General features: G+C 66.9%; 18 protein-coding genes. 14 read left to right on the forward strand and 4 right to left on the reverse strand.

Annotation, left to right across the window (positions count from 1 at the left end; all coding sequences use genetic code 11):
- The first annotated feature begins 137 nt into the window (after positions 1-137).
- From ACZ5TV_RS12280 to ACZ5TV_RS12315, 8 genes are all read left to right on the forward strand, one after another.
- Positions 138-1,082, forward strand: a complete 945-nt coding sequence (locus ACZ5TV_RS12280; RefSeq protein ID WP_379782715.1) for a mannonate dehydratase — start codon at positions 138-140, stop codon at positions 1,080-1,082.
- 86 nt (positions 1,083-1,168) lie between these two features.
- Entirely contained in the window at positions 1,169-2,059 is an 891-nt protein-coding gene (locus ACZ5TV_RS12285; RefSeq protein ID WP_379782712.1) for an NAD-dependent epimerase/dehydratase family protein, read from the forward strand.
- A 281-nt stretch (positions 2,060-2,340) separates the two neighbouring features.
- Entirely contained in the window at positions 2,341-2,724 is a 384-nt protein-coding gene (gene gcvH / locus ACZ5TV_RS12290; RefSeq protein WP_379782709.1) for a glycine cleavage system protein GcvH, read from the forward strand.
- A 136-nt stretch (positions 2,725-2,860) separates the two neighbouring features.
- Positions 2,861-4,132, forward strand: a complete 1,272-nt coding sequence (gene gcvPA, locus ACZ5TV_RS12295) for an aminomethyl-transferring glycine dehydrogenase subunit GcvPA (RefSeq protein WP_464384346.1) — start codon at positions 2,861-2,863, stop codon at positions 4,130-4,132.
- A 1-nt stretch (position 4,133) separates the two neighbouring features.
- Positions 4,134-5,567, forward strand: a complete 1,434-nt coding sequence (gene gcvPB, locus ACZ5TV_RS12300) for an aminomethyl-transferring glycine dehydrogenase subunit GcvPB (RefSeq protein ID WP_379780495.1) — start codon at positions 4,134-4,136, stop codon at positions 5,565-5,567.
- A gap of 119 nt (positions 5,568-5,686) precedes the next feature.
- Positions 5,687-6,604 (forward strand): DUF1028 domain-containing protein, encoded by a 918-nt coding sequence (locus ACZ5TV_RS12305; RefSeq protein ID WP_379780497.1) that lies wholly within the window; start codon positions 5,687-5,689, stop codon positions 6,602-6,604.
- Between the two features lie 121 nt (positions 6,605-6,725).
- Entirely contained in the window at positions 6,726-7,211 is a 486-nt protein-coding gene (locus ACZ5TV_RS12310) for a YbaK/EbsC family protein (protein WP_379780499.1), read from the forward strand.
- Positions 7,212-7,311: 100 nt separating this feature from the next.
- Positions 7,312-8,178: a hypothetical protein gene (locus ACZ5TV_RS12315; protein ID WP_379780501.1), complete on the forward strand. Its 867-nt coding sequence runs from the start codon at positions 7,312-7,314 to the stop codon at positions 8,176-8,178.
- Between the two features lie 348 nt (positions 8,179-8,526).
- Here the strand turns inward: ACZ5TV_RS12315 and ACZ5TV_RS12320 are convergent, their stop codons facing one another.
- The gene (locus tag ACZ5TV_RS12320; RefSeq protein ID WP_379780503.1) at positions 8,527-10,044 is read right to left on the reverse strand and encodes an HTTM domain-containing protein; all 1,518 of its coding nucleotides are present in this window, start codon (positions 10,042-10,044) and stop codon (positions 8,527-8,529) included.
- Between the two features lie 210 nt (positions 10,045-10,254).
- Here ACZ5TV_RS12320 and ACZ5TV_RS12325 point away from each other — a divergent pair, with 210 nt between their 5' ends.
- The 6 genes from ACZ5TV_RS12325 to ACZ5TV_RS12350 all read left to right on the forward strand — a co-directional run bounded on the left by ACZ5TV_RS12325 (position 10,255) and on the right by ACZ5TV_RS12350 (position 15,142).
- Positions 10,255-11,637: a metal ABC transporter substrate-binding protein gene (locus tag ACZ5TV_RS12325; RefSeq protein ID WP_379780505.1), complete on the forward strand. Its 1,383-nt coding sequence runs from the start codon at positions 10,255-10,257 to the stop codon at positions 11,635-11,637.
- A 78-nt stretch (positions 11,638-11,715) separates the two neighbouring features.
- On the forward strand, positions 11,716-12,459 hold the full coding sequence (locus ACZ5TV_RS12330; RefSeq protein ID WP_379780507.1) for a metal ABC transporter ATP-binding protein: 744 nt from the start codon (positions 11,716-11,718) through the stop codon (positions 12,457-12,459).
- On the forward strand, positions 12,456-13,673 hold the full coding sequence (locus tag ACZ5TV_RS12335; RefSeq protein WP_379780509.1) for a metal ABC transporter permease: 1,218 nt from the start codon (positions 12,456-12,458) through the stop codon (positions 13,671-13,673). Before ACZ5TV_RS12330 ends, ACZ5TV_RS12335 begins: the two co-directional genes overlap by 4 nt.
- 112 nt (positions 13,674-13,785) lie before the next feature.
- Positions 13,786-14,070: a DUF7545 family protein gene (locus tag ACZ5TV_RS12340; RefSeq protein WP_379780511.1), complete on the forward strand. Its 285-nt coding sequence runs from the start codon at positions 13,786-13,788 to the stop codon at positions 14,068-14,070.
- 146 nt (positions 14,071-14,216) lie between these two features.
- Entirely contained in the window at positions 14,217-14,660 is a 444-nt protein-coding gene (locus ACZ5TV_RS12345; RefSeq protein WP_464383890.1) for a thiol-disulfide oxidoreductase DCC family protein, read from the forward strand.
- Entirely contained in the window at positions 14,657-15,142 is a 486-nt protein-coding gene (locus ACZ5TV_RS12350; RefSeq protein WP_464383891.1) for a GIY-YIG nuclease family protein, read from the forward strand. Before ACZ5TV_RS12345 ends, ACZ5TV_RS12350 begins: the two co-directional genes overlap by 4 nt.
- Here the strand turns inward: ACZ5TV_RS12350 and ACZ5TV_RS12355 are convergent.
- From ACZ5TV_RS12355 to ACZ5TV_RS12365, 3 genes are all read right to left on the reverse strand, one after another.
- Positions 15,130-15,642 carry an acyl-CoA thioesterase gene (locus tag ACZ5TV_RS12355; RefSeq protein ID WP_379782985.1) on the reverse strand — a complete coding sequence of 171 codons (513 nt, stop codon included), beginning with the start codon at positions 15,640-15,642 and terminating at the stop codon, positions 15,130-15,132. The two genes, ACZ5TV_RS12350 and ACZ5TV_RS12355, sit on opposite strands and share 13 nt — an antisense overlap.
- Positions 15,643-15,676: 34 nt before the next feature.
- Complete coding sequence (locus ACZ5TV_RS12360; RefSeq protein ID WP_379782987.1) at positions 15,677-16,129, reverse strand: bifunctional nuclease family protein; 453 nt, start codon at positions 16,127-16,129, stop codon at positions 15,677-15,679.
- Positions 16,130-16,210: 81 nt separating this feature from the next.
- On the reverse strand, positions 16,211-16,981 hold the full coding sequence (locus ACZ5TV_RS12365) for an ArsR/SmtB family transcription factor (RefSeq protein WP_379782989.1): 771 nt from the start codon (positions 16,979-16,981) through the stop codon (positions 16,211-16,213).
- Positions 16,982-17,104: the final 123 nt, after the last annotated feature.

Below are 17,104 nucleotides of genomic sequence, written 5' to 3' on the forward strand. Positions count from 1 at the left end.
ACCGGCCGGCGACGAACGGAGCACGAACCGATGCCGATTACCCTCCCCGACACACACCGATCCGCATGACTACGAACCACGACACCGACGACGGAACCGACATCGCCGGCGGGAGCGACACCGCCGGTGGCACCGACATGGACCCGACCGTGATGCTTCCGCCGCGCCCCGACCGGCGGTGGACCATCGCGAAACAGCTCGGACTCGACACCGCAGTCGTCCGCTTCTGGGGCGTCGACGACTGGTGGGAGTACGACACCCTCCAGCGCACGGTCACTCGGTTCGCGGACCACGGGTTCTCGCTCGATGTCGTCGAGGACCGCCCGCCGATGGAGAAGACGGTTCTCGGGGAAGACGGTCGAGACGCGGAGATCGAGACGGTGAAAACGCTGATCGAGAACATGGGGCGGCTCGGTATCGACACCTACTGTTGGGTGTGGACCGAGAACCCGCTCGGCGTCATCCGGACCTCCGACTCGGTTCCCGGTCGCGGGGATTCCCAGCGGATCGGCTACGACCACGAGTGGATGGAGCGGGCCCCGGACCACGCGGCCGCGGACATCACCGAGGCGGAGCTGTGGGAGAACCTCGAGTACTTCCTCGACGAGGTCGTTCCCGTCGCCGAGGAGTACGGCGTGAACCTCGCCCTCCACCCCGACGACCCGCCGACCTCGCCCGTTCGTGGCGTGCCGCGGATCGTCCAGTCGGTTGAGGACTACCGCCGGATCCTGTCACTTCACGACAGCGAGCGCCACGGCGTCACGTTCTGTCAAGGGAACTTCTCGGCGATGGCCGGCGACACCGTCGAGGCGATCCGCGAGTTCGGCGACCGGATCCACTTCGTCCACTTCCGCGACGTCGAGGGCGACGAGCGGAAGTTCGTGGAGACGTGGCACGACGAGGGACCGACGGACATGAAAGCCGCCATCGAGGCGTATATGCAGGCGGGGTTCGACGGGCCGATCCGCCCCGACCACGTCCCGCGGATGGTCGGTGAACAGGACCGCGAGGACGCCATGGCTGGGTACACGGACATGGGGCGGCTGTTCGCCATCGGCTACATCAAGGGCCTCCTGGAGTAGCGCGAACGCCCGCTCTCGGCTCGAACAGATCTCGGCTCGGATACGCACTCACGACTCGAACACATCACACCACTCACGATACCATCATGACGCTCGACACGATCGCGGTAACTGGCGGCAACGGTAAGATCGGCGAAGCGATACTCGAACACTGCTCCGAACACGGTTACGAGACGGTGAACGTGTCTCGGGGGAAACGACGCGAGGAGGTCTCGGACCGGTACGTCACGACTGACCTCCTCGACGCCGGCGAGACGTACGGCGCGCTCGCGAAGTACGACGCGGACGCGGTCATCCACATGGGGACGATCCCGAATCCCTACCGCAACGCGGACCATCGCGTGTACGAGAGTAACGTGTTGTCGGCGGCACACGTCCTCGAGGCCGCGGACGCGCTCGGACTGGAGTCCGTCGTGCTCCCCTCCAGCATCAACGCGATAGGCAGCGAACATCAGGAGCGGCCGGCCGACGTTCGGTACCTCCCGGTCGACGAGGACCACCCGCGGACGCCGGACGACGCCTACGGGATCGCGAAACACGCCATGGAGGTGACCGCCGACGGGTTCGGCCGACGGCCTTCCTGTGACCTGACGATCGCCTCGCTCCGATACCCCTGGGTGACGACCGACGAGGAGATGCGTGAACAGTTCCGGGAGGCCGATCGGTCGCTCGACGCGCTCGCCGACGTCCACCCCGCCACCGGCCGGGAGGTGCTGTTCTCATATCTCGCCGTCGCGGACGCGACGCGGATCGCGCGGAAGGCCGTCGAGGCGGAGTTCGAGGGCCACGAGGCGTTCTGGGCCGTCGCAGGCGACACGACTGCCGACGCACCCACTACCGAGGTGGTCGAGGCGTTCTATCCCGACGCCGAACGACGGGACGGGTTCGAGGGGTTCGACGGCACGGAAGGGATCGTCGACCTCTCGAAGGCGGACGCGCTGCTCGACTGGCAGCCGGAACACAGCTGGCGGGACTGAGAACCGTCTTCCGGACCTCGGACGGACGCCGCCGACCGTGAACAGTGAAGCGGGACGGACCGCCGGGAACACACCTTTTATTTCCTCGTCCTCGGAAGGGTTACGTACGCGAACCGTGGACCGTTCCCACCTGATGACGACCGCGACACCGTACCCGCCGGCGACCCAGTCACGCTCGTCGCGGTCCCGGCCGTGCCCGGCGTGGTATCGGCCGTGCTCGCCGTGACGCCCGTTGAATTCGTCGCGATCGGGTGGGAACAGGGACCACGAGACACCCTACAATGAGCTTCGAAGTTCCCGACGAGTTACGGTACCTGGAATCGCACGAATGGACGACTGCGGACGGCGACACCGTTCGGGTCGGTATCTCCGCGTTCGCTCAAGACGAGCTGGGCGACGTGGTGTTCGTCGAACTTCCGGCGGCCGGCGACGAGGTCACGGCAGGCGAGGCGTTCGGTGTCGTCGAGTCGATCAAGGCGGTTTCCGACCTCTACTCGCCCGTCTCCGGCGAGGTCGTCGCAGTCAACGAGGCGCTGTTCGACAGCCCCGAGCTGGTCAACGACGACCCGTACGGTGACGGCTGGATGATCGAAGTCGAGCCGAGCGACGGCGTCGACTTCGCGGAACTGCTCGACCCGAGCGAGTACGACGAGCAGATCGCGTGAGGGCCCACAGATACATGACACGACACACATCTGCCCGCGGCCACACCGGCCGTCAGTCGGGCACCGACGGACGACGAGGTGAGCGACGGTGAGCGGTAGCCCCTATGCGCCTCACACCGACGCCGACACCGCGGCGATGCTCGATGCGATCGACGTCGACGACGAGGAAGCCCTGTTCGATATTCCCGAAACGGTCGCGTTCGACGGCGAGTTCGGGATCGATCCCCGGAGCGAGCGGGGGATACGCCGGGAGTGCGCCCAGCTGTTCGACCGCAACGACGACCTCGTCGAGTTCCTCGGTCGGGGGCACTACGGCCACTACGTTCCGAGCGTCGTCGATCACCTCTCGGACCGCGCGGAGTTCATCACGAGCTACACGCAGTACCAGCCGGAGGTCTCACAGGGCTTCCTACAGGTGCTGTTCGAGTACCAGTCGATGCTCGTCGAGCTGACCGGGCTCCCGGTCGCCAACTGCTCGATGTACGACGCGGCGACCGGCCTCGCGGAGGCCGCGACGCTCGCGGACCGTGTTCGCTCGACGAGCGGCGACGTCGTCGTCGTCCCCGAACACCTCCGCGAGGGCAAGGCGGCCGTCCTGGAGAACTACTGTGCGGGCGCGGATCTGACCGTCGAATCGTATCCGATGGACGACGGCATCGTCGACGTCGACGCGCTCGCTGACCGCCTTGGCGACGACGTCGTCATGGTGTACGCGGAGAACCCGACGGTCCGTGGCTGTATCGAGGAACGGCTCTCGGCGGTCGGCGACCTCGCGAGCGAGCACGACGCGCTGTTCACGCTCGGCGCGGACGTCGTCGCGCTCTCGGTTCTCGAGGAGCCGGCGAGCGTCGGGGCCGACGTCGTCGTCGGCGAGGCCGGCGTGCTCGGGCTGCCGACGGCCTACGGGATGGGGCTCGGCGTGTTCGCGTGTCGCGAGGAGTTCCTCCGGCAGGTCCCCGGGCGGCTCGTCGGAGCGGGGGAGGACGCCAACGGCGACCGCGCGTTCACCCTCACGCTCCAGACCCGCGAACAGCACATCCGCAAGGAGCGGGCGACCTCGAACATCTGTACGAACCAAGCCTGGGTGGCGCTCCGCGCGGCGATCCACGCGGCGTCGCTGGGGCCGGACGGGCTCGTCGAGCTCGCGAACGACTGCGTCCGCGACGCCGCGGCGCTCGCCGGGCGGATCGACGACCTCTCGGGCGCGAAAGCGCCGGTTCACGACCGACACCATTTCCGCGAGTTCGTCGTGCGGACCGACCAGCCGGCCGCCGCCGTGGCTGGCGACCTGGCGGACGAGGGGTTCGCGGTCCACGTCGTCGGGGAACACCTGATACAGGTGTGTGTGACCGACCTGAACGCCGACAGGGCCGACGGCCTCGTCGCCGCGTTCGAGGAGGTGATCTGAGATGATCCACGATCAAGCACGATACGCCCGTGAAGAGGGATCGGTTCGAGAGCCGCTGCTCTCGGAGAAGGGAGAAGCGACCGTGGACGTCACTGCGTCCTCGCCGCTCCCCGACGACCTCACGCGCGACGAGCTGACGCTGCCGGACGTCTCCGAGCCGGAGATCGCCCGGCACTACACTCGACTCTCGCAGATGAACTGGGCGATCGACTCGGGCCCGTACCCCCTCGGGAGCTGTACGATGAAGTACAACCCGAAGTTCACCGAGGACATCGCCGCCGACCCGAACGCGGCGGTCCATCCAGACCGCCCGGACCGGACCCTTCAGGGGAACCTCGAGCTACAGCATCGCCTCCAAGGGTTCCTCGCGGACATCGGCGGGATGGACGCCGTGACGCTCCAACCACCGGCGGGCGCGGCCGGGGAGTTCACCGGGATCCTGATCGCGAAGGCGTACCACGAGCGACACGGGAACGACCGGTCGGAGGTCGTCATCCCGGCGTCGGCACACGGGACCAACTTCGCGACGGCCGCGCTCGCCGGATACGACGTCGTCGAGCTCCCGTCCGGTGAGGACGGTCGCGTCGATTTCGAGGCCTTGGAGGCGGCCGTCGGTGACGACACCGCCGCCCTCATGTTGACGAACCCGAACACGGTGGGGCTGTTCGAACGGGATATCGAAGCGATAGCCGACCTCGTCCACGACGCGGGCGGACTGTTGTACTACGACGGCGCGAACCTCAACGCGCTCCTTGGCCGAGGCCGCCCCGGCGACATGGGGTTCGACGTGATGCATTACAACGTCCACAAGACGTTCGCGACCCCGCACGGCGGCGGCGGGCCCGGTGCGGGTCCCGTGGGCGTCACGGACGAGCTCGCGCCGTTCCTACCCGGTCCGCGGGTTCGGGAGTCGGAGACGGGAAGCGGCTACGAGCGGTTCACGCCGTCCGAGTCGATCGGAAAGGTCCACGGGTTCGAGGGGAACTGGCAGGTCCTCATAAAGGCGTACGCGTACATCGCACGGCTCGGTGACGAGGGGCTGTCGGACGCCGCAGCGAAGGCCGTGCTCAACGCCAACTATCTCGCCGAGCGGATCGATCTCGACGTGCCGTTCGAGCCGTTCCATCACGAGTTCGCGGCGACGGCGGGCGACCGGGATGCAGCTGACATCGCCAAGCGGATGCTCGATTTCGGCGTCCATCCGCCGACCACCAAGTGGCCGGAGATGGTCCCGGAGGCGATGCTGACCGAACCGACGGAGATCGAGAGCCGATCGTCGCTCGACGACCTCGCGGCCGCGTTCAACGCGGCGTACGCGGACGATGACGAGTCGCTCGAAACCGCGCCCAACCGGACCGCCGCCGCCCGGATCGACCAGGCCGACGCCGCCCGTAACCCGCGGCTCTCGTGGCAGGCGCTCGACGAGGACGCGTAACCGCGCGGCACGGCGGATCCGCGACCACCGACGGTACACCAGATTCGCGACTGCCGACGATGTGCCACCCGACTGCCGCCGCCTGAACGCTTTTGTCTACGGCGGTCGCCGGATCCGGCATGACCTTCTCGATCGTCGCACACGACCCTGAAACGGAAGCCGTCGGCGTCGCCGTCCAGTCCAAGTTCGTCAGCGTCGGCTCCGTCGTTCCGTTCGCGGCCGCGGACGCGGGCGCGATCGCAACGCAGAGCTTCGCGAACGTCGCGTACGGCCCGGACGGACTCGACCTGCTCCGCGAGGGGTACACCGCCGCGGAGGCGATCGACGCCCTCGTCGAGGACGACGAGGAGGCGGCGAGCCGGCAGGTGGGCGTCGTCGGCGCGGACGGATCGATCGCGGCGTACACCGGTGATGATTGTCTCGATGTTGCCGGCGACCAACAGGGAGAGACCTATACGGTCCAGGGGAACATCTTGGAGAACGAGGCCACCCTGACGGCGATGGCGGAGGCGTACGAGTCGGAGGATGGCGACCTCCCGGAGCGGTTACTCGCGGCGCTGTTCGCGGGCGACGAGGCGGGCGGTGACTCGCGCGGGAAACAGTCGGCCGCGCTGTACGTCGCCAAGCCCGACGGGGGGTACGACGGCCGGAACGACCGGTGGATCGACGTCAGGGTGGACGACCACGAGGACCCGATCGCGGAGCTCGAACGGGTGTTCAAGCTGTACGACGTGACGCTGCTCTCGCGGGCGGAGCCGGACGACCCCGTGTCCGTAGACGGGGATGTCGCCGAGGCGGTGACGGGAACGCTCGCGGAGCTCGGGTTCGTCGACGGCGAGCCGTCCGCGTCGTTCGGCGAGGCGGAGCGCGACGCACTGGAGTCGTTCCGCGGGGTCAACAACTTCGAGAACCACTCGCTCGCGGCGTTGGAGGACGCCATCGCTCACGGGTGGCCGGAAACGGACCCCGCGGCCGACGGGGAGGCTCGGCTGATCGACGCTATCTGGCACGGACTCGGACGCCTTCCGCGGGAGTGAGCGAGGGGAGCGTCGGTGAGCCGAGGAATCGAGCCTCCCCGTACCCGCGACACGGTAGAGCGGCGCGTCCATATCTACCGCGTCCGGGGGGTTGATACCGACAGGCGGCGCTGTACGCCCCATGCACGAACGAGCGGCGGAGTTCGCAGCGCGCGCACGCGAGCGGTACGACCTCGATGTGGACGTGTCCGAGTTCGAGACGGGGACGAAAACCGCGGCGGCGGCTGCGGAGGCGGTCGGCTGTGAGACCGCGGCTATCGCCTCCACCATCGTGGTGTCGCTCTCGGGGGGCGAACACGACGGGGCGCTCGTCGCGGGGATCACGAGTGGCGCGAACCGGCTCGACCTCGACGCCGTCGCGGGCCACTTCGGAGCCGACGAGGCGTTCATGGGCGACCCGGACCGGATCCGCGAGACGGTCGGCTGGAGTATCGGTGGCGTCCCGCCGCTGTGTCACGACGCCGCGCTCCCGACAGTGATGGACCCCACCCTCGCGGGGTTCGACACCGTTTACGGCGCCGCCGGCACGCCGAACGCGGTGTTCCCTATCGAACCGGAGCGGCTCGCCGACCTCGCGGGGGCGACCGTGGTCGATCTGACCGAATAGTCGCCGGCGATCGGGTACGCCTCCTCCCGTCTCGCATTCTATATTAACCATCTCTTATTATATAACAACACTTTTCTATTAATCAGCGTTAGTGGGAGTGATGACAGGAACACGGCGAACGATGCTGAAACGCGGTGCCGGACTGCTGGGAGTCGGTGTGGCGGCGTCTCTGGCCGGGTGCTCGGACGAGGAAGCACCGGAGACGGACGATGGAGGCGACCCTGGTGGGGACGGCTCCGCCTCGATGACCCTCTTGGTCGAGGGCGTGGGTGGTCACGATCACGACGACGACCACGACCACGACGACGACCACGATCACGACGACGATCACGACCACGACGACGACGACGACCACGACGACGATCACGACCACGACGACGATCACGACCACGACGACGACGACGACCACGACGACGACGACCACGACGACGACCACGACCACGACGACGACCACGGCGAACGCGTCTCACAGGCAGTCATCGACGAGGCTTGCGGACACATGGAGTTCGACGAACCCGAATCCCTCGTCGGTGGCGGATCCGCCGAGGAAGCAACTGTAATCGATGCAACTCACCAACCGTTCGATGTCTCTGTGGAGGGCTCTAGCGCGTTCATCGCGTTCGACGCTGAGGCCTATGGCGATACCGACGACCACGACGACCACGATCACGACGATGATCACGACGACGAGCATGACGACGACCACGACGACGAGCATGACGACGACCACGACGACGAGCATGACGACGACCACGACGACGAGCACGACCACGACCACGACGACGATCACGACCATGGCGGCGGCGACACCTTCGGGTTCTTCACCACCGGCGGCTCCGTGACGGTCCACGAGGGGCACACGCTCCACGAGCAGGAGGGCGTCGAGACCTGTGCCGATATCGAGCGTTACGTCGTCGCCGAGGCGGACCACGGCCGCGTCCTCGTCGAGCTGACGCTCGACGCCTAACGGGGTTCCCGCCTCACGACCCCGCGGTTAGTCGTTGCCGAAACGCGTCGCACTTTCGCCCCGGTTTCGATACCGGTTAGACGCGAAGATTCCGTTGAACATCCGTTCCACGGACGACCACTGGACCGGACCAGTCGGTCGTTGGAGAGTGCGTCCCGATCACCGACGGGAGTCGGTGTCTCGAACTGCTGGAACGGTCATTTATCCGGATCGAACGGTGTCGCTGGTGGCTAGTTATCGCTCGTCACGGGCAGAGTGGCCATCTTCAGACGCTCACCATACTGTACCGTGAGCCTCTCTCATGGATGGCACGATAGTCGAGAGCCGGTCTCGATCGCTAATAAGGACTCAGCTGCCGCACTCGTGCCGATAGAAGTGGGTCCGATCGGTTTCGCGGTCACTCGGGTCGTCGATCGTCCCGAACGTTATCCGCTCCGCAACCTCGAACATACTGATGTGTGAGAGATCGATGTCGTACGCCTCGGCGTACGTCCGACAGAGATGTTCGCCGTAACTGGCCGTGAGGTCGCCGCCGACAGACCCGCGCCGGACGCTATTCATGAAGAACCGCATCCGATAGGTGTCGTGTTGTTTCTGGAGCTGATCTCCCGGTCGATCCCACGTGAACGCCCGGTCATTGAACACGTCGACCCGGTTGCCATCCACGGTTCGTCCACCAAATACGTAGTACCGATCCGTCGTTCGCGGCTGTGGAGCGAACACGCTCCACTCGGGCTGTCTGATACCGAGCGACTCCGCGACGAGATACACGTGGCTCCCGACAGTGTGCTGTTCAACCAGCGCGTTCACCTCGTCTTGATCGTACGTGTCGTCGGCGACGGCTCCGGCGTTGAGCAACGCCAGCGCGACAACGAGTAGCATTGCGCCGGCGACGAGCCAGATCGTCAGAGTCGACAGTACACGCGTTGTTCGGTCCATTCTCGACGGGACTCGGACCGCCGGAAGCGCCGCGGCAAGGGGGACGCCGACGGTCGTTCGTACTCGCGTCTCGACCGTGGCCGGGTCGACCCTGAGTCGACGGGCGACCCGTCCGGCATCGCGCCAAAACGCCGACTGGAGGAACAGCGTCAGTCCGGCGATAGCGACGTACGCGAACGCCCCGATCCGCACCGTGACCGCGAACGACGCGTGACCGAGGACGAATAACGCGACCATTGTGATCCGGGGCCGACCGTGGAGCAGTACCAGCAGGAACGAGCCGAGCAGCATGGAGAACCAGACCAGTCCGCCGTATCCGACGAGCGTCGGGAACGCTCGCACGAAGTCACCGAGCAGAAACGTCATCTCGTCGATCCCGAAGACGAGCGGCGCGGCGTCGCCGCTGCGCCACGTCTCGGAGGTCGCCTTGTGGACGCCGTTGAGGAAGTACATAAACACCATCTGTGCCATCGCCAGCCCGGTCGCGACGCCAGCGACGGTTCGACGTCTCGCCCCGTCCGCGTGGAGCGCGTCGACCGACCACCGTTCCCCCAACGGGAGGAAGACCGCCCAGAAGAACAACAATCGAAACAGCGTGTCCGCGTAGCTCAACACGAACGGGTTGTGGTGATCGAGTGAGACGACGAACAGGAAGGAGATCACGGTCGCCGCCCGGGTCCGATACCCGACGACGAGCGCCAGCGCGAACATTCCCTGAAGCAGGAACAACGCCGCGATGAGCTCCGGCTCCGAGACGTAGTAGTACACCGAGAACGCGTGCTCCGCGGCTCCCCGCTCGGCAAGCGACTGCGGAACTACCCCGTCATCCGTGTAGTAGAACCCGAAGTTCCGCGCTCTCAGAAGTAGGTCCGCGATCACGAGCAGGCCGAGCAGGATCCTGAACGCCGCGAGTGATCGCGCGTCCACGGAGACGCAGCCGATCAGATGTCCACGAAGTCGGTGAAGCGCGGCCCGTGGCCCGACGGACCACGGTCGATCGGATCCGCGGGTCATGCTGGCCTCACCCGTGACGGGACACGCGAACATCTCGACCGACGTCCACGCCCGTCCATCTAGTTAATAATCAGGGCCAAGAGTATAATAACGCTTTTATCCGAATGGGACTAAATAACGGATATGAAACTCTCCAGACGAACGGTTCTTCGCTCGGGAGCCGGGGTCGCGGCCGTGGCGGGCCTTGCCGGCTGCACCGCCCTCGGGAGTCCGTTCGAGGGTGACTCGGAGCGGGCCGGGTACACCGCGTTCTTTACGATCCAGGACTGGGCCGAGCACGTCGCGGGTGACGAGTTCGAGTTCACGAACCCGATCTCCGTCGGTCAGATGGGTCATGGGTGGAGTCCCGACGGTGATGTCGCCCGTGATATCGCGTCGACGCGGGCGTTCATATATCTGGACACCCCGGAGTTCTCCTGGGCACAGGACGTGGCTCGCGAGCTCCAACGCGACTACGACGACGTGGCGACGTACGACCTGCTCGACGGGCTCGGGCCGTATCTTATCGGATTCGACTCGGGGGCGTTACCGGGGTTCGACTATGGCCACGACTACCCACTCGAGTCGCTTCGGCTCGACGAGTTCGACATCTACGACCTGCGGTCCGACGACCAGCTCGGCTACTGGCACACCGAACACTGGCACGGCGGTATCCCGGACGTTCCCTTCGACGCGACGGTCCCAGTCGGGATCGTCCTTGAGGACGACCAAGGACGGGTGGTGCCGCTGGGCGAATCGGAGCGCTACGCCGTCGACGCCCGGATCGCCGACGGGGAACCGGCGATCGTCGATATCGAGGCACACGGTCGCCAGGTGGAGTTCACGGGTCTCGAAACCGGTCGAACCGCGGTTGTATTCGAGATCCTCGACGACGGCGAGGTCATCTACGACACAGCGGACGAACCCGCCGCGTTCGACGTGATCGAAGCCGGCGAGTCCGGCGCGACCGAGTTCCATGACCCACACGTCTGGACCGATCCCGTGCTCGGCCAGCGGATGGTCGGAAACATCCGTGACGCGCTCGTCGAGCTCGACCCGGACCACGCCGACACGTACGAGGCGAATCACGACGAGTACGTCGGGCGGATGGACGAGGTTGACGCCGCGTTCGAAACGCTCTCCGACGATGCCGAGCGCGATGTCGCCGTGTTCGCCGGTCACGACTCGTTCCAGTACATCGAACGACGCTACGACTTCGAACTGCGAACGCCGACCGGGATCTCGCCGGATGCGGCCGAGTCGTTCGAGGACATCGCCGGCCTCGTCGACGTCATCGAGGAGCACGACATCCATACGGTCTTGTACGACCCGTTCGAAGCCCCCGATCCTGAGACGGATGTCCCACAGATGGTCGAACTCCTCATGGAGAACACGGACGTGAACAACGCTGAGATGCTCACTCCGGCGGAGGGAACGACGCCGACGTGGGCGGAAGACGAGTGGGGCTGGATCGAACAGATGCTGGAGATCAACGTCCCATCGCTCCGGACGGCACTCGATGCGTAGGCCTACTACGCGGCCACTCGAGTCGTCCACTCCGTGGCGGGAGTGTGGCCCGGAGTCGTTGCGCCCGTGGGGGTCGCGATGAGCCGCGTGATCGACGTGGAAGACGTCACGTTCGGATACGGCGAGACGCTGGCTGTTGACGACGTGTCGCTTTCGGTTGAGGCGGGGGAGTTCCTCGGGCTGATCGGCCCGAACGGCTCCGGGAAGACGACCCTGCTACACCTGATGCTCGGGCTCCACGAACCCGACGCGGGACGAGTGTCGCTGTTCGGCGAACCCGCCCACGAATTCGACGAGGGCGAACGGATCGGCTACGTCGGTCAGCGGGCGTCGGACCGGGGAGACGCGATGCCGGTCACGGTCCGGGAGACGGTGCTCATGGGACGGTTCGCACGCGCGGGTCGCTCGCGGCTCACCGACGAGGACCGGGCGATCGCCACCGAAGCGATGCGAACCGTGGAGATCGAACCGCTCGCCAATCGTCGCGTCAGCGCGCTCTCCGGCGGTCAGCGCCAGCGGGCGTTCATCGCCCGTGCGCTCGCCTCGGAGGCGGACGTGCTCGCGCTCGACGAGCCTACGGTCGGCATCGACGCCGACTCGCGGGACCGGTTTTACGACCTCCTCGACGAGCTGAACCGCAACGGGATGACTATCGTCCTGATCGAACACGATATCGGGGTGCTCACGAAACACGTCGACACCGTTGCCTGTATCAACGTGGACCTCTACCACCACGGCGACACGGTCTCGTTCCTCGAAAGCGACGCACTCGCCGACGCGTACGGTCGAGAAAGCGGGATCATCGAACACGACCACCAATGACTGAGGAACACGACGATCGGGGCAGTCCGGCCGACAGCGAGCGGGGCGATGGCGAACCGACTGTCGACGGCGGGGCCACGATCCACGCCGCCGTCCAGGACGACGGTCGGGCCGCCCGAGATGACACGGCGGCAGCCACGATCACGAACGTCGGGGGGTCGACGCGGGAACGACTCGAACTACTCGGTGTCGTGCTGGTCGGCGTCCTCGCGACGGGGATGCTCGCGTTCATCGCGCTCGACTGGCTCCGTGACGCCCCCGGAGCGGTCGGCACCGTTACCGCTGGTTGGTTCGCCGGGTTCCTCGTGATCGGTGAGTGGGCGGACTTCTATCTCGGTACGAACGTCTTCCGGCACCCGTTCGTCTGGCGGGCGGCGGCGACCGGTGTGCTGGTCGGCGTCGTCGGCCCCGTCGTCGGCGCGTTCCTCGTGCACCGCCAGATGGCGCTGATCGGCGAGACGCTCGCACACACCGCGTTCGCCGGCGTCGCGTTCGGGATGTTGTTCATAGCGCTCGGCGCGGGGCTCGCGGGTGGGGCAGTCGCTGCGTTCGGGTCGAGCGGGACACTGCTGATCGTCGCGTTGGTCGTCAGCGCGACGAGCGCCCTCGGCCTCCAGTGGTTGACCGAACGCACCGATAGCTACGGCGACGTCCCGATCGCGATCGTCCTCACGGGGAGCTTCGCGGTGGGGACCCTCGTCATCAGCTGGAGTCGGGAGTTCGTCGCCATCGCGATCGATATCGAGGACTTCCTCTTCGGGAGCCTCGCCATCGTTACCGCGACCGGCGCGCGACTCGTCGCCGTGCTCAGTGTCGTCGTCGTCGCGCTCGTCGCGTACAACTACAAGCAGTTCCTCTTCATCACGTTCGACGAGCGTGCCGCGCGCGTCGCTCGGCTGAACGTCGACCGATACAACGCGCTCCTCATCGTAATGACCGCGACGGTCGTCGTGGGCGCGATGCAGATACTCGGGGTCATTCTCGTCGCCGGGTTACTCGTCATCCCCGTCGCGGCCGCCTCACAGCTCTCACGGAGCTTCCGCGAGACGGTTTACCTGTCGGTGCTGATCGGACAGGTCGCCGTCCTTGGGGGGCTCGCCGTCGCGATCGGCGCGAGCCTTCCACCGGGAGGTTCCATCATCGTTATCGCCATCGGCGTGTACCTCTTGGCTATCCTCCTCTCCGACCGGTCCGCGTCCATCTCTATGCACTGAGGTCGTACTCGGATGGCTTCTCTCATGCGATCGTCGGGCCGGACGGTACGAAGCGCGCGTCGCGGTGATCCGGATTCCACACACCCTTAGGTACGCGGCGTTATCTGGGTGTATGGGAGCCACCGAAACCTACGTCGTAACCGGCCCGGACGGAGAAGAAGAGTCGTTTGAACTGCCCGCGGGGCTGGTCGACGTGCTCAGCGAACAGGGCGAGCCGTCGACCCGCGTCGTCACCGATGTCGTCGTCCAGGCGATGGCCCAGCAGGCGCACGTGATCGCTCACCACAGCGAGGGCGACGTCCCCGAGGACATCGCCGAGATGAACGAGACCGCCGAGGAGCTGTTCGAGGAGCGGTTCGGCCAGTCGCTCCAGGACGCGCTCGGCCACTCGCACTGAGTCGCCCGGCCGTCCTAGAGACGAGAGACGGTCGTGTTCGCTCGGCCGAGAACCGACCGCGTCCGCCCGGCCGAGAGACGGGGGCGCTCGCCCGACGTGACCACCCTGACCTGCTTTTTAAGACGTGCCGACCCGTAGTATGTCGTATGAGTAATACATCGGACGCGCCCGTCCTGATCTTCGACGGCGACTGTCCGTATTGCTCGATGGCGGCGGTCGCGCTCCGCCGCCTCGACGGCGTCCTCGCCGTGCCGTGGGAGGCCGACCCCGTCGGTCCGTTTCTTGAAGCGCAGTTCGGCGCGCGGCCGTTCGCGATGGTGCTCGTTGACCCGAGCGAGGAGCGGGTCTACGCCGGGAAAGCCGCGGCCGAAGAGCTCGCCGACCGCGCGGGGACCCCCGGGATCGTCGGCGGGCTGGTGCGGGACAACTACGACCGGATCGCGAGCGCGGTCGGGACGCTCTCCGGTCGCGGTCGTGACCCCGACGACTTCCACGACACGTACGAGCTGACGGCCGAGGCGGCCCCGCTGGTCGACTCCCTCCGGCCGGCCGCGAGTGACCCGCCGGACCCGTCGGACGCCGCCGCGTGACCGCCCCGACAGCCGACAGCGGCGGGACGTACACCCTCGTCGCCGAGCTCCCCGAAACAGCCACGATCGCGGTCGGCGCGCTCGGCGAGTGTCGCTTCCCCGCAGGAGCGTACGCCTACACCGGGAGCGCGCTCGGTGCGGGCGGGTTCTCGCGCGTCCACCGGCATCGCCGGACCGCCGCGGGCACGCACGACGTCCGACACTGGCACATCGACTACCTCCTCGGCCACCCGGCAGTCGGGATCGACCGTGTCGTCCACGGCCCGGGCGTCGACGTCGAATGTGCCGTCGCGACCCGACTCCCCGAAGGTCCGGTCGAGGGGTTCGGCGCGTCCGACTGCGACTGTCGGAGCCACCTCTCGCGGGCGGCCACGCTCGACGACCTGACCGAGCGGGTCGTCAGCGCGTACGAGACGGTCGGATCCGCGCGGCCGATCCGGAGCGACTCGGGCGGCGGCTCGCCGACCGATCAGACATCGTAGCGGTCGACGACCTCGCGGAGCTGCTCGCGTCGTCCTTCGATGGCGCGCTCGCGGAGCGCGGTCTCTTCCGCGGTCGGACACTCGACCGCGGGCACTTCGGTCGGCCGCCCCGCCTCGTCGAGTGCGACGAAGGTGAAGTAGGAGGTGGTGGTCCGGCGCGAATCGCCGGTTCGAGGATTCTCCGCACGTACCTCGACTTTCACGTCGAGACTCGTTCGCCCGGCGTTGAACACGTACCCCTCGACTACGACGACTTCCCCCATCTCGATGGGCGCGATGAAGTCGACGTGGTCCATCGAGGCGGTGACCACCTGCCGGCTGGCGAAGCGCATCCCGGCGATCGCGCCACAGATGTCCATCCAGTGTAACACCGCACCACCCAGCGCCCGACCGAGGTTGTTGGTGTCGTTCGGCAAGAGCAGCTCCGTCATCTCGGTGTACGACTCCGCGACGGTCGCGGTTTCCGAATCCGTGTCCGGGTCGTCGTCCGTATCGGTCATATCTCCGATCCGGCGGCGGGCGACTTGAACCCCTTTATGAGCCCTCGCGACGGTCGTCGCCGAACTGAACGGAGTCGGGATGACGGCCCGCTTCGTCTATCACGTCGTCGGAAACCATGATAGGGCAGTCGATGCGGACGGCGAGCGCGAGCGCGTCCGAGGGACGGGCGTCGAAGACGAACGACTCCGGCTCGCCGTTCTCGTACCGCTGGGCGTCTATCTTGGCGTAAAAGGTCCCGTCGGTGAGGTCGTCGATCCGCACCCGATCGATGGCCCCGCCGAACTCGGTGAGGATCTCCACGAGCAGGTCGTGCGTGAGCGGCCGGTCGAACGGCTCTCCCTCCAACACCATCCCGATCGACCGGGCCTGGTCGCCGCTGACGAAGATCGGGACGTACTCGCCCCGGACGCCGAGCACGACTGCTGGGACGTCCCCACCGGGCGCGGAGCCCGCGCCGACTCCGACGACCTCCGCTTCGTGTTCCATACGTGAGACACGGGGCGGCCGCATGAATACCTGTCCCCGAGATGTGGATCGCGTGCGCCCGTCCCGCCGTGTCGTGTCGTCTTAGGGGCCCCAGTCGCCCCGATACCAGGCGAGCCACGCGAGCGTGAACACGAGCGCTGCGCCGAGGAAGAACACGACGCCCGGTTCCGAAAGCGTCGCCGCGAGCTCCGTGAGTAGCTCCGACTCCCCGGCGGCCTCGCGGAACTGATACCCCGTGTCCTCGACGCTGGCGTCGACATCCGCGAACTCCTCGTCCGGCTCCGGCGCGGCCTCCGCGTCGTCGGTCGGCTCGTCCGGGTCCTCGGTCGCGACCCCGACATCGTCGACGTCGTCGGTCGCCGCCCCGTCTTCGGTCGTTGCCGGCGCGTCGTCGGCCAGTCCCACGTCCGGGAGGAGCGAGGAAAACGCGGCCTGCGCCGCTAGCGCGGCGAGCCCGATGACCCCGTATCCGCCAAGTAGCCGCTTGAGCGCGGTTTTGATCCCGTGGGACTGGTCGGCACCGCCCGCGAACAACACCAGTGGCTCGTCCGTCGGCGCGTACACGTTCATCTCGCGGCCCTTCTCGGAGTACGTGGTGTCGACGACATCGACGACGTCGGCGTCGCTGAGCTTCGAAAGGTGGTACTGGACGTTCTGTAACGAGGTGTCGAGCTCGTCGGCCAGCTCGGAGGTCGTGGCGGGTTCGTCGTGGAGCGCGGAGAGGACGTTCCGTGCGGTCTCGGAACCGAGCGCGGCGATGAGGTCCTTGGCCTCGTCGTCGTCGACGCCGACGACTCGGGGATCGCGGTCGTCCGGCGTCGAATCCGGCAGGGAGGGTAACAGCCGGGACATATACCTCCGTGAACACCGGTCGGATACAAATCTGTTGGGGACCGGCGGACACCCTGAGCGTCGGTGGCCCGATTCGCCCGGTCTCAGCACCTCCAGTCTCGCCCCGTCCCGTCATGCCGCTCC

This window comes from Halorubrum tibetense (assembly GCF_055396225.1).

Coding starts and splice junctions, on each gene's coding strand:
- ACZ5TV_RS12285 (WP_379782712.1), top strand. CDS start 1,169: ATGACGCTCGACACGATCGCGGTAACTGGCGGCAACGGTAAGATCGGC.
- ACZ5TV_RS12360 (WP_379782987.1), bottom strand. CDS start 16,129: ATGGAACACGAAGCGGAGGTCGTCGGAGTCGGCGCGGGCTCCGCGCCC.
- ACZ5TV_RS12355 (WP_379782985.1), bottom strand. CDS start 15,642: ATGACCGATACGGACGACGACCCGGACACGGATTCGGAAACCGCGACC.
- gcvPA (WP_464384346.1), top strand. CDS start 2,861: ATGCTCGATGCGATCGACGTCGACGACGAGGAAGCCCTGTTCGATATT.
- ACZ5TV_RS12305 (WP_379780497.1), top strand. CDS start 5,687: ATGACCTTCTCGATCGTCGCACACGACCCTGAAACGGAAGCCGTCGGC.
- ACZ5TV_RS12365 (WP_379782989.1), bottom strand. CDS start 16,981: ATGTCCCGGCTGTTACCCTCCCTGCCGGATTCGACGCCGGACGACCGC.
- ACZ5TV_RS12340 (WP_379780511.1), top strand. CDS start 13,786: ATGGGAGCCACCGAAACCTACGTCGTAACCGGCCCGGACGGAGAAGAA.
- ACZ5TV_RS12330 (WP_379780507.1), top strand. CDS start 11,716: ATGAGCCGCGTGATCGACGTGGAAGACGTCACGTTCGGATACGGCGAG.
- gcvH (WP_379782709.1), top strand. CDS start 2,341: ATGAGCTTCGAAGTTCCCGACGAGTTACGGTACCTGGAATCGCACGAA.
- ACZ5TV_RS12345 (WP_464383890.1), top strand. CDS start 14,217: ATGAGTAATACATCGGACGCGCCCGTCCTGATCTTCGACGGCGACTGT.
- ACZ5TV_RS12335 (WP_379780509.1), top strand. CDS start 12,456: ATGACTGAGGAACACGACGATCGGGGCAGTCCGGCCGACAGCGAGCGG.
- ACZ5TV_RS12310 (WP_379780499.1), top strand. CDS start 6,726: ATGCACGAACGAGCGGCGGAGTTCGCAGCGCGCGCACGCGAGCGGTAC.
- gcvPB (WP_379780495.1), top strand. CDS start 4,134: ATGATCCACGATCAAGCACGATACGCCCGTGAAGAGGGATCGGTTCGA.
- ACZ5TV_RS12325 (WP_379780505.1), top strand. CDS start 10,255: ATGAAACTCTCCAGACGAACGGTTCTTCGCTCGGGAGCCGGGGTCGCG.
- ACZ5TV_RS12280 (WP_379782715.1), top strand. CDS start 138: ATGGACCCGACCGTGATGCTTCCGCCGCGCCCCGACCGGCGGTGGACC.
- ACZ5TV_RS12315 (WP_379780501.1), top strand. CDS start 7,312: ATGACAGGAACACGGCGAACGATGCTGAAACGCGGTGCCGGACTGCTG.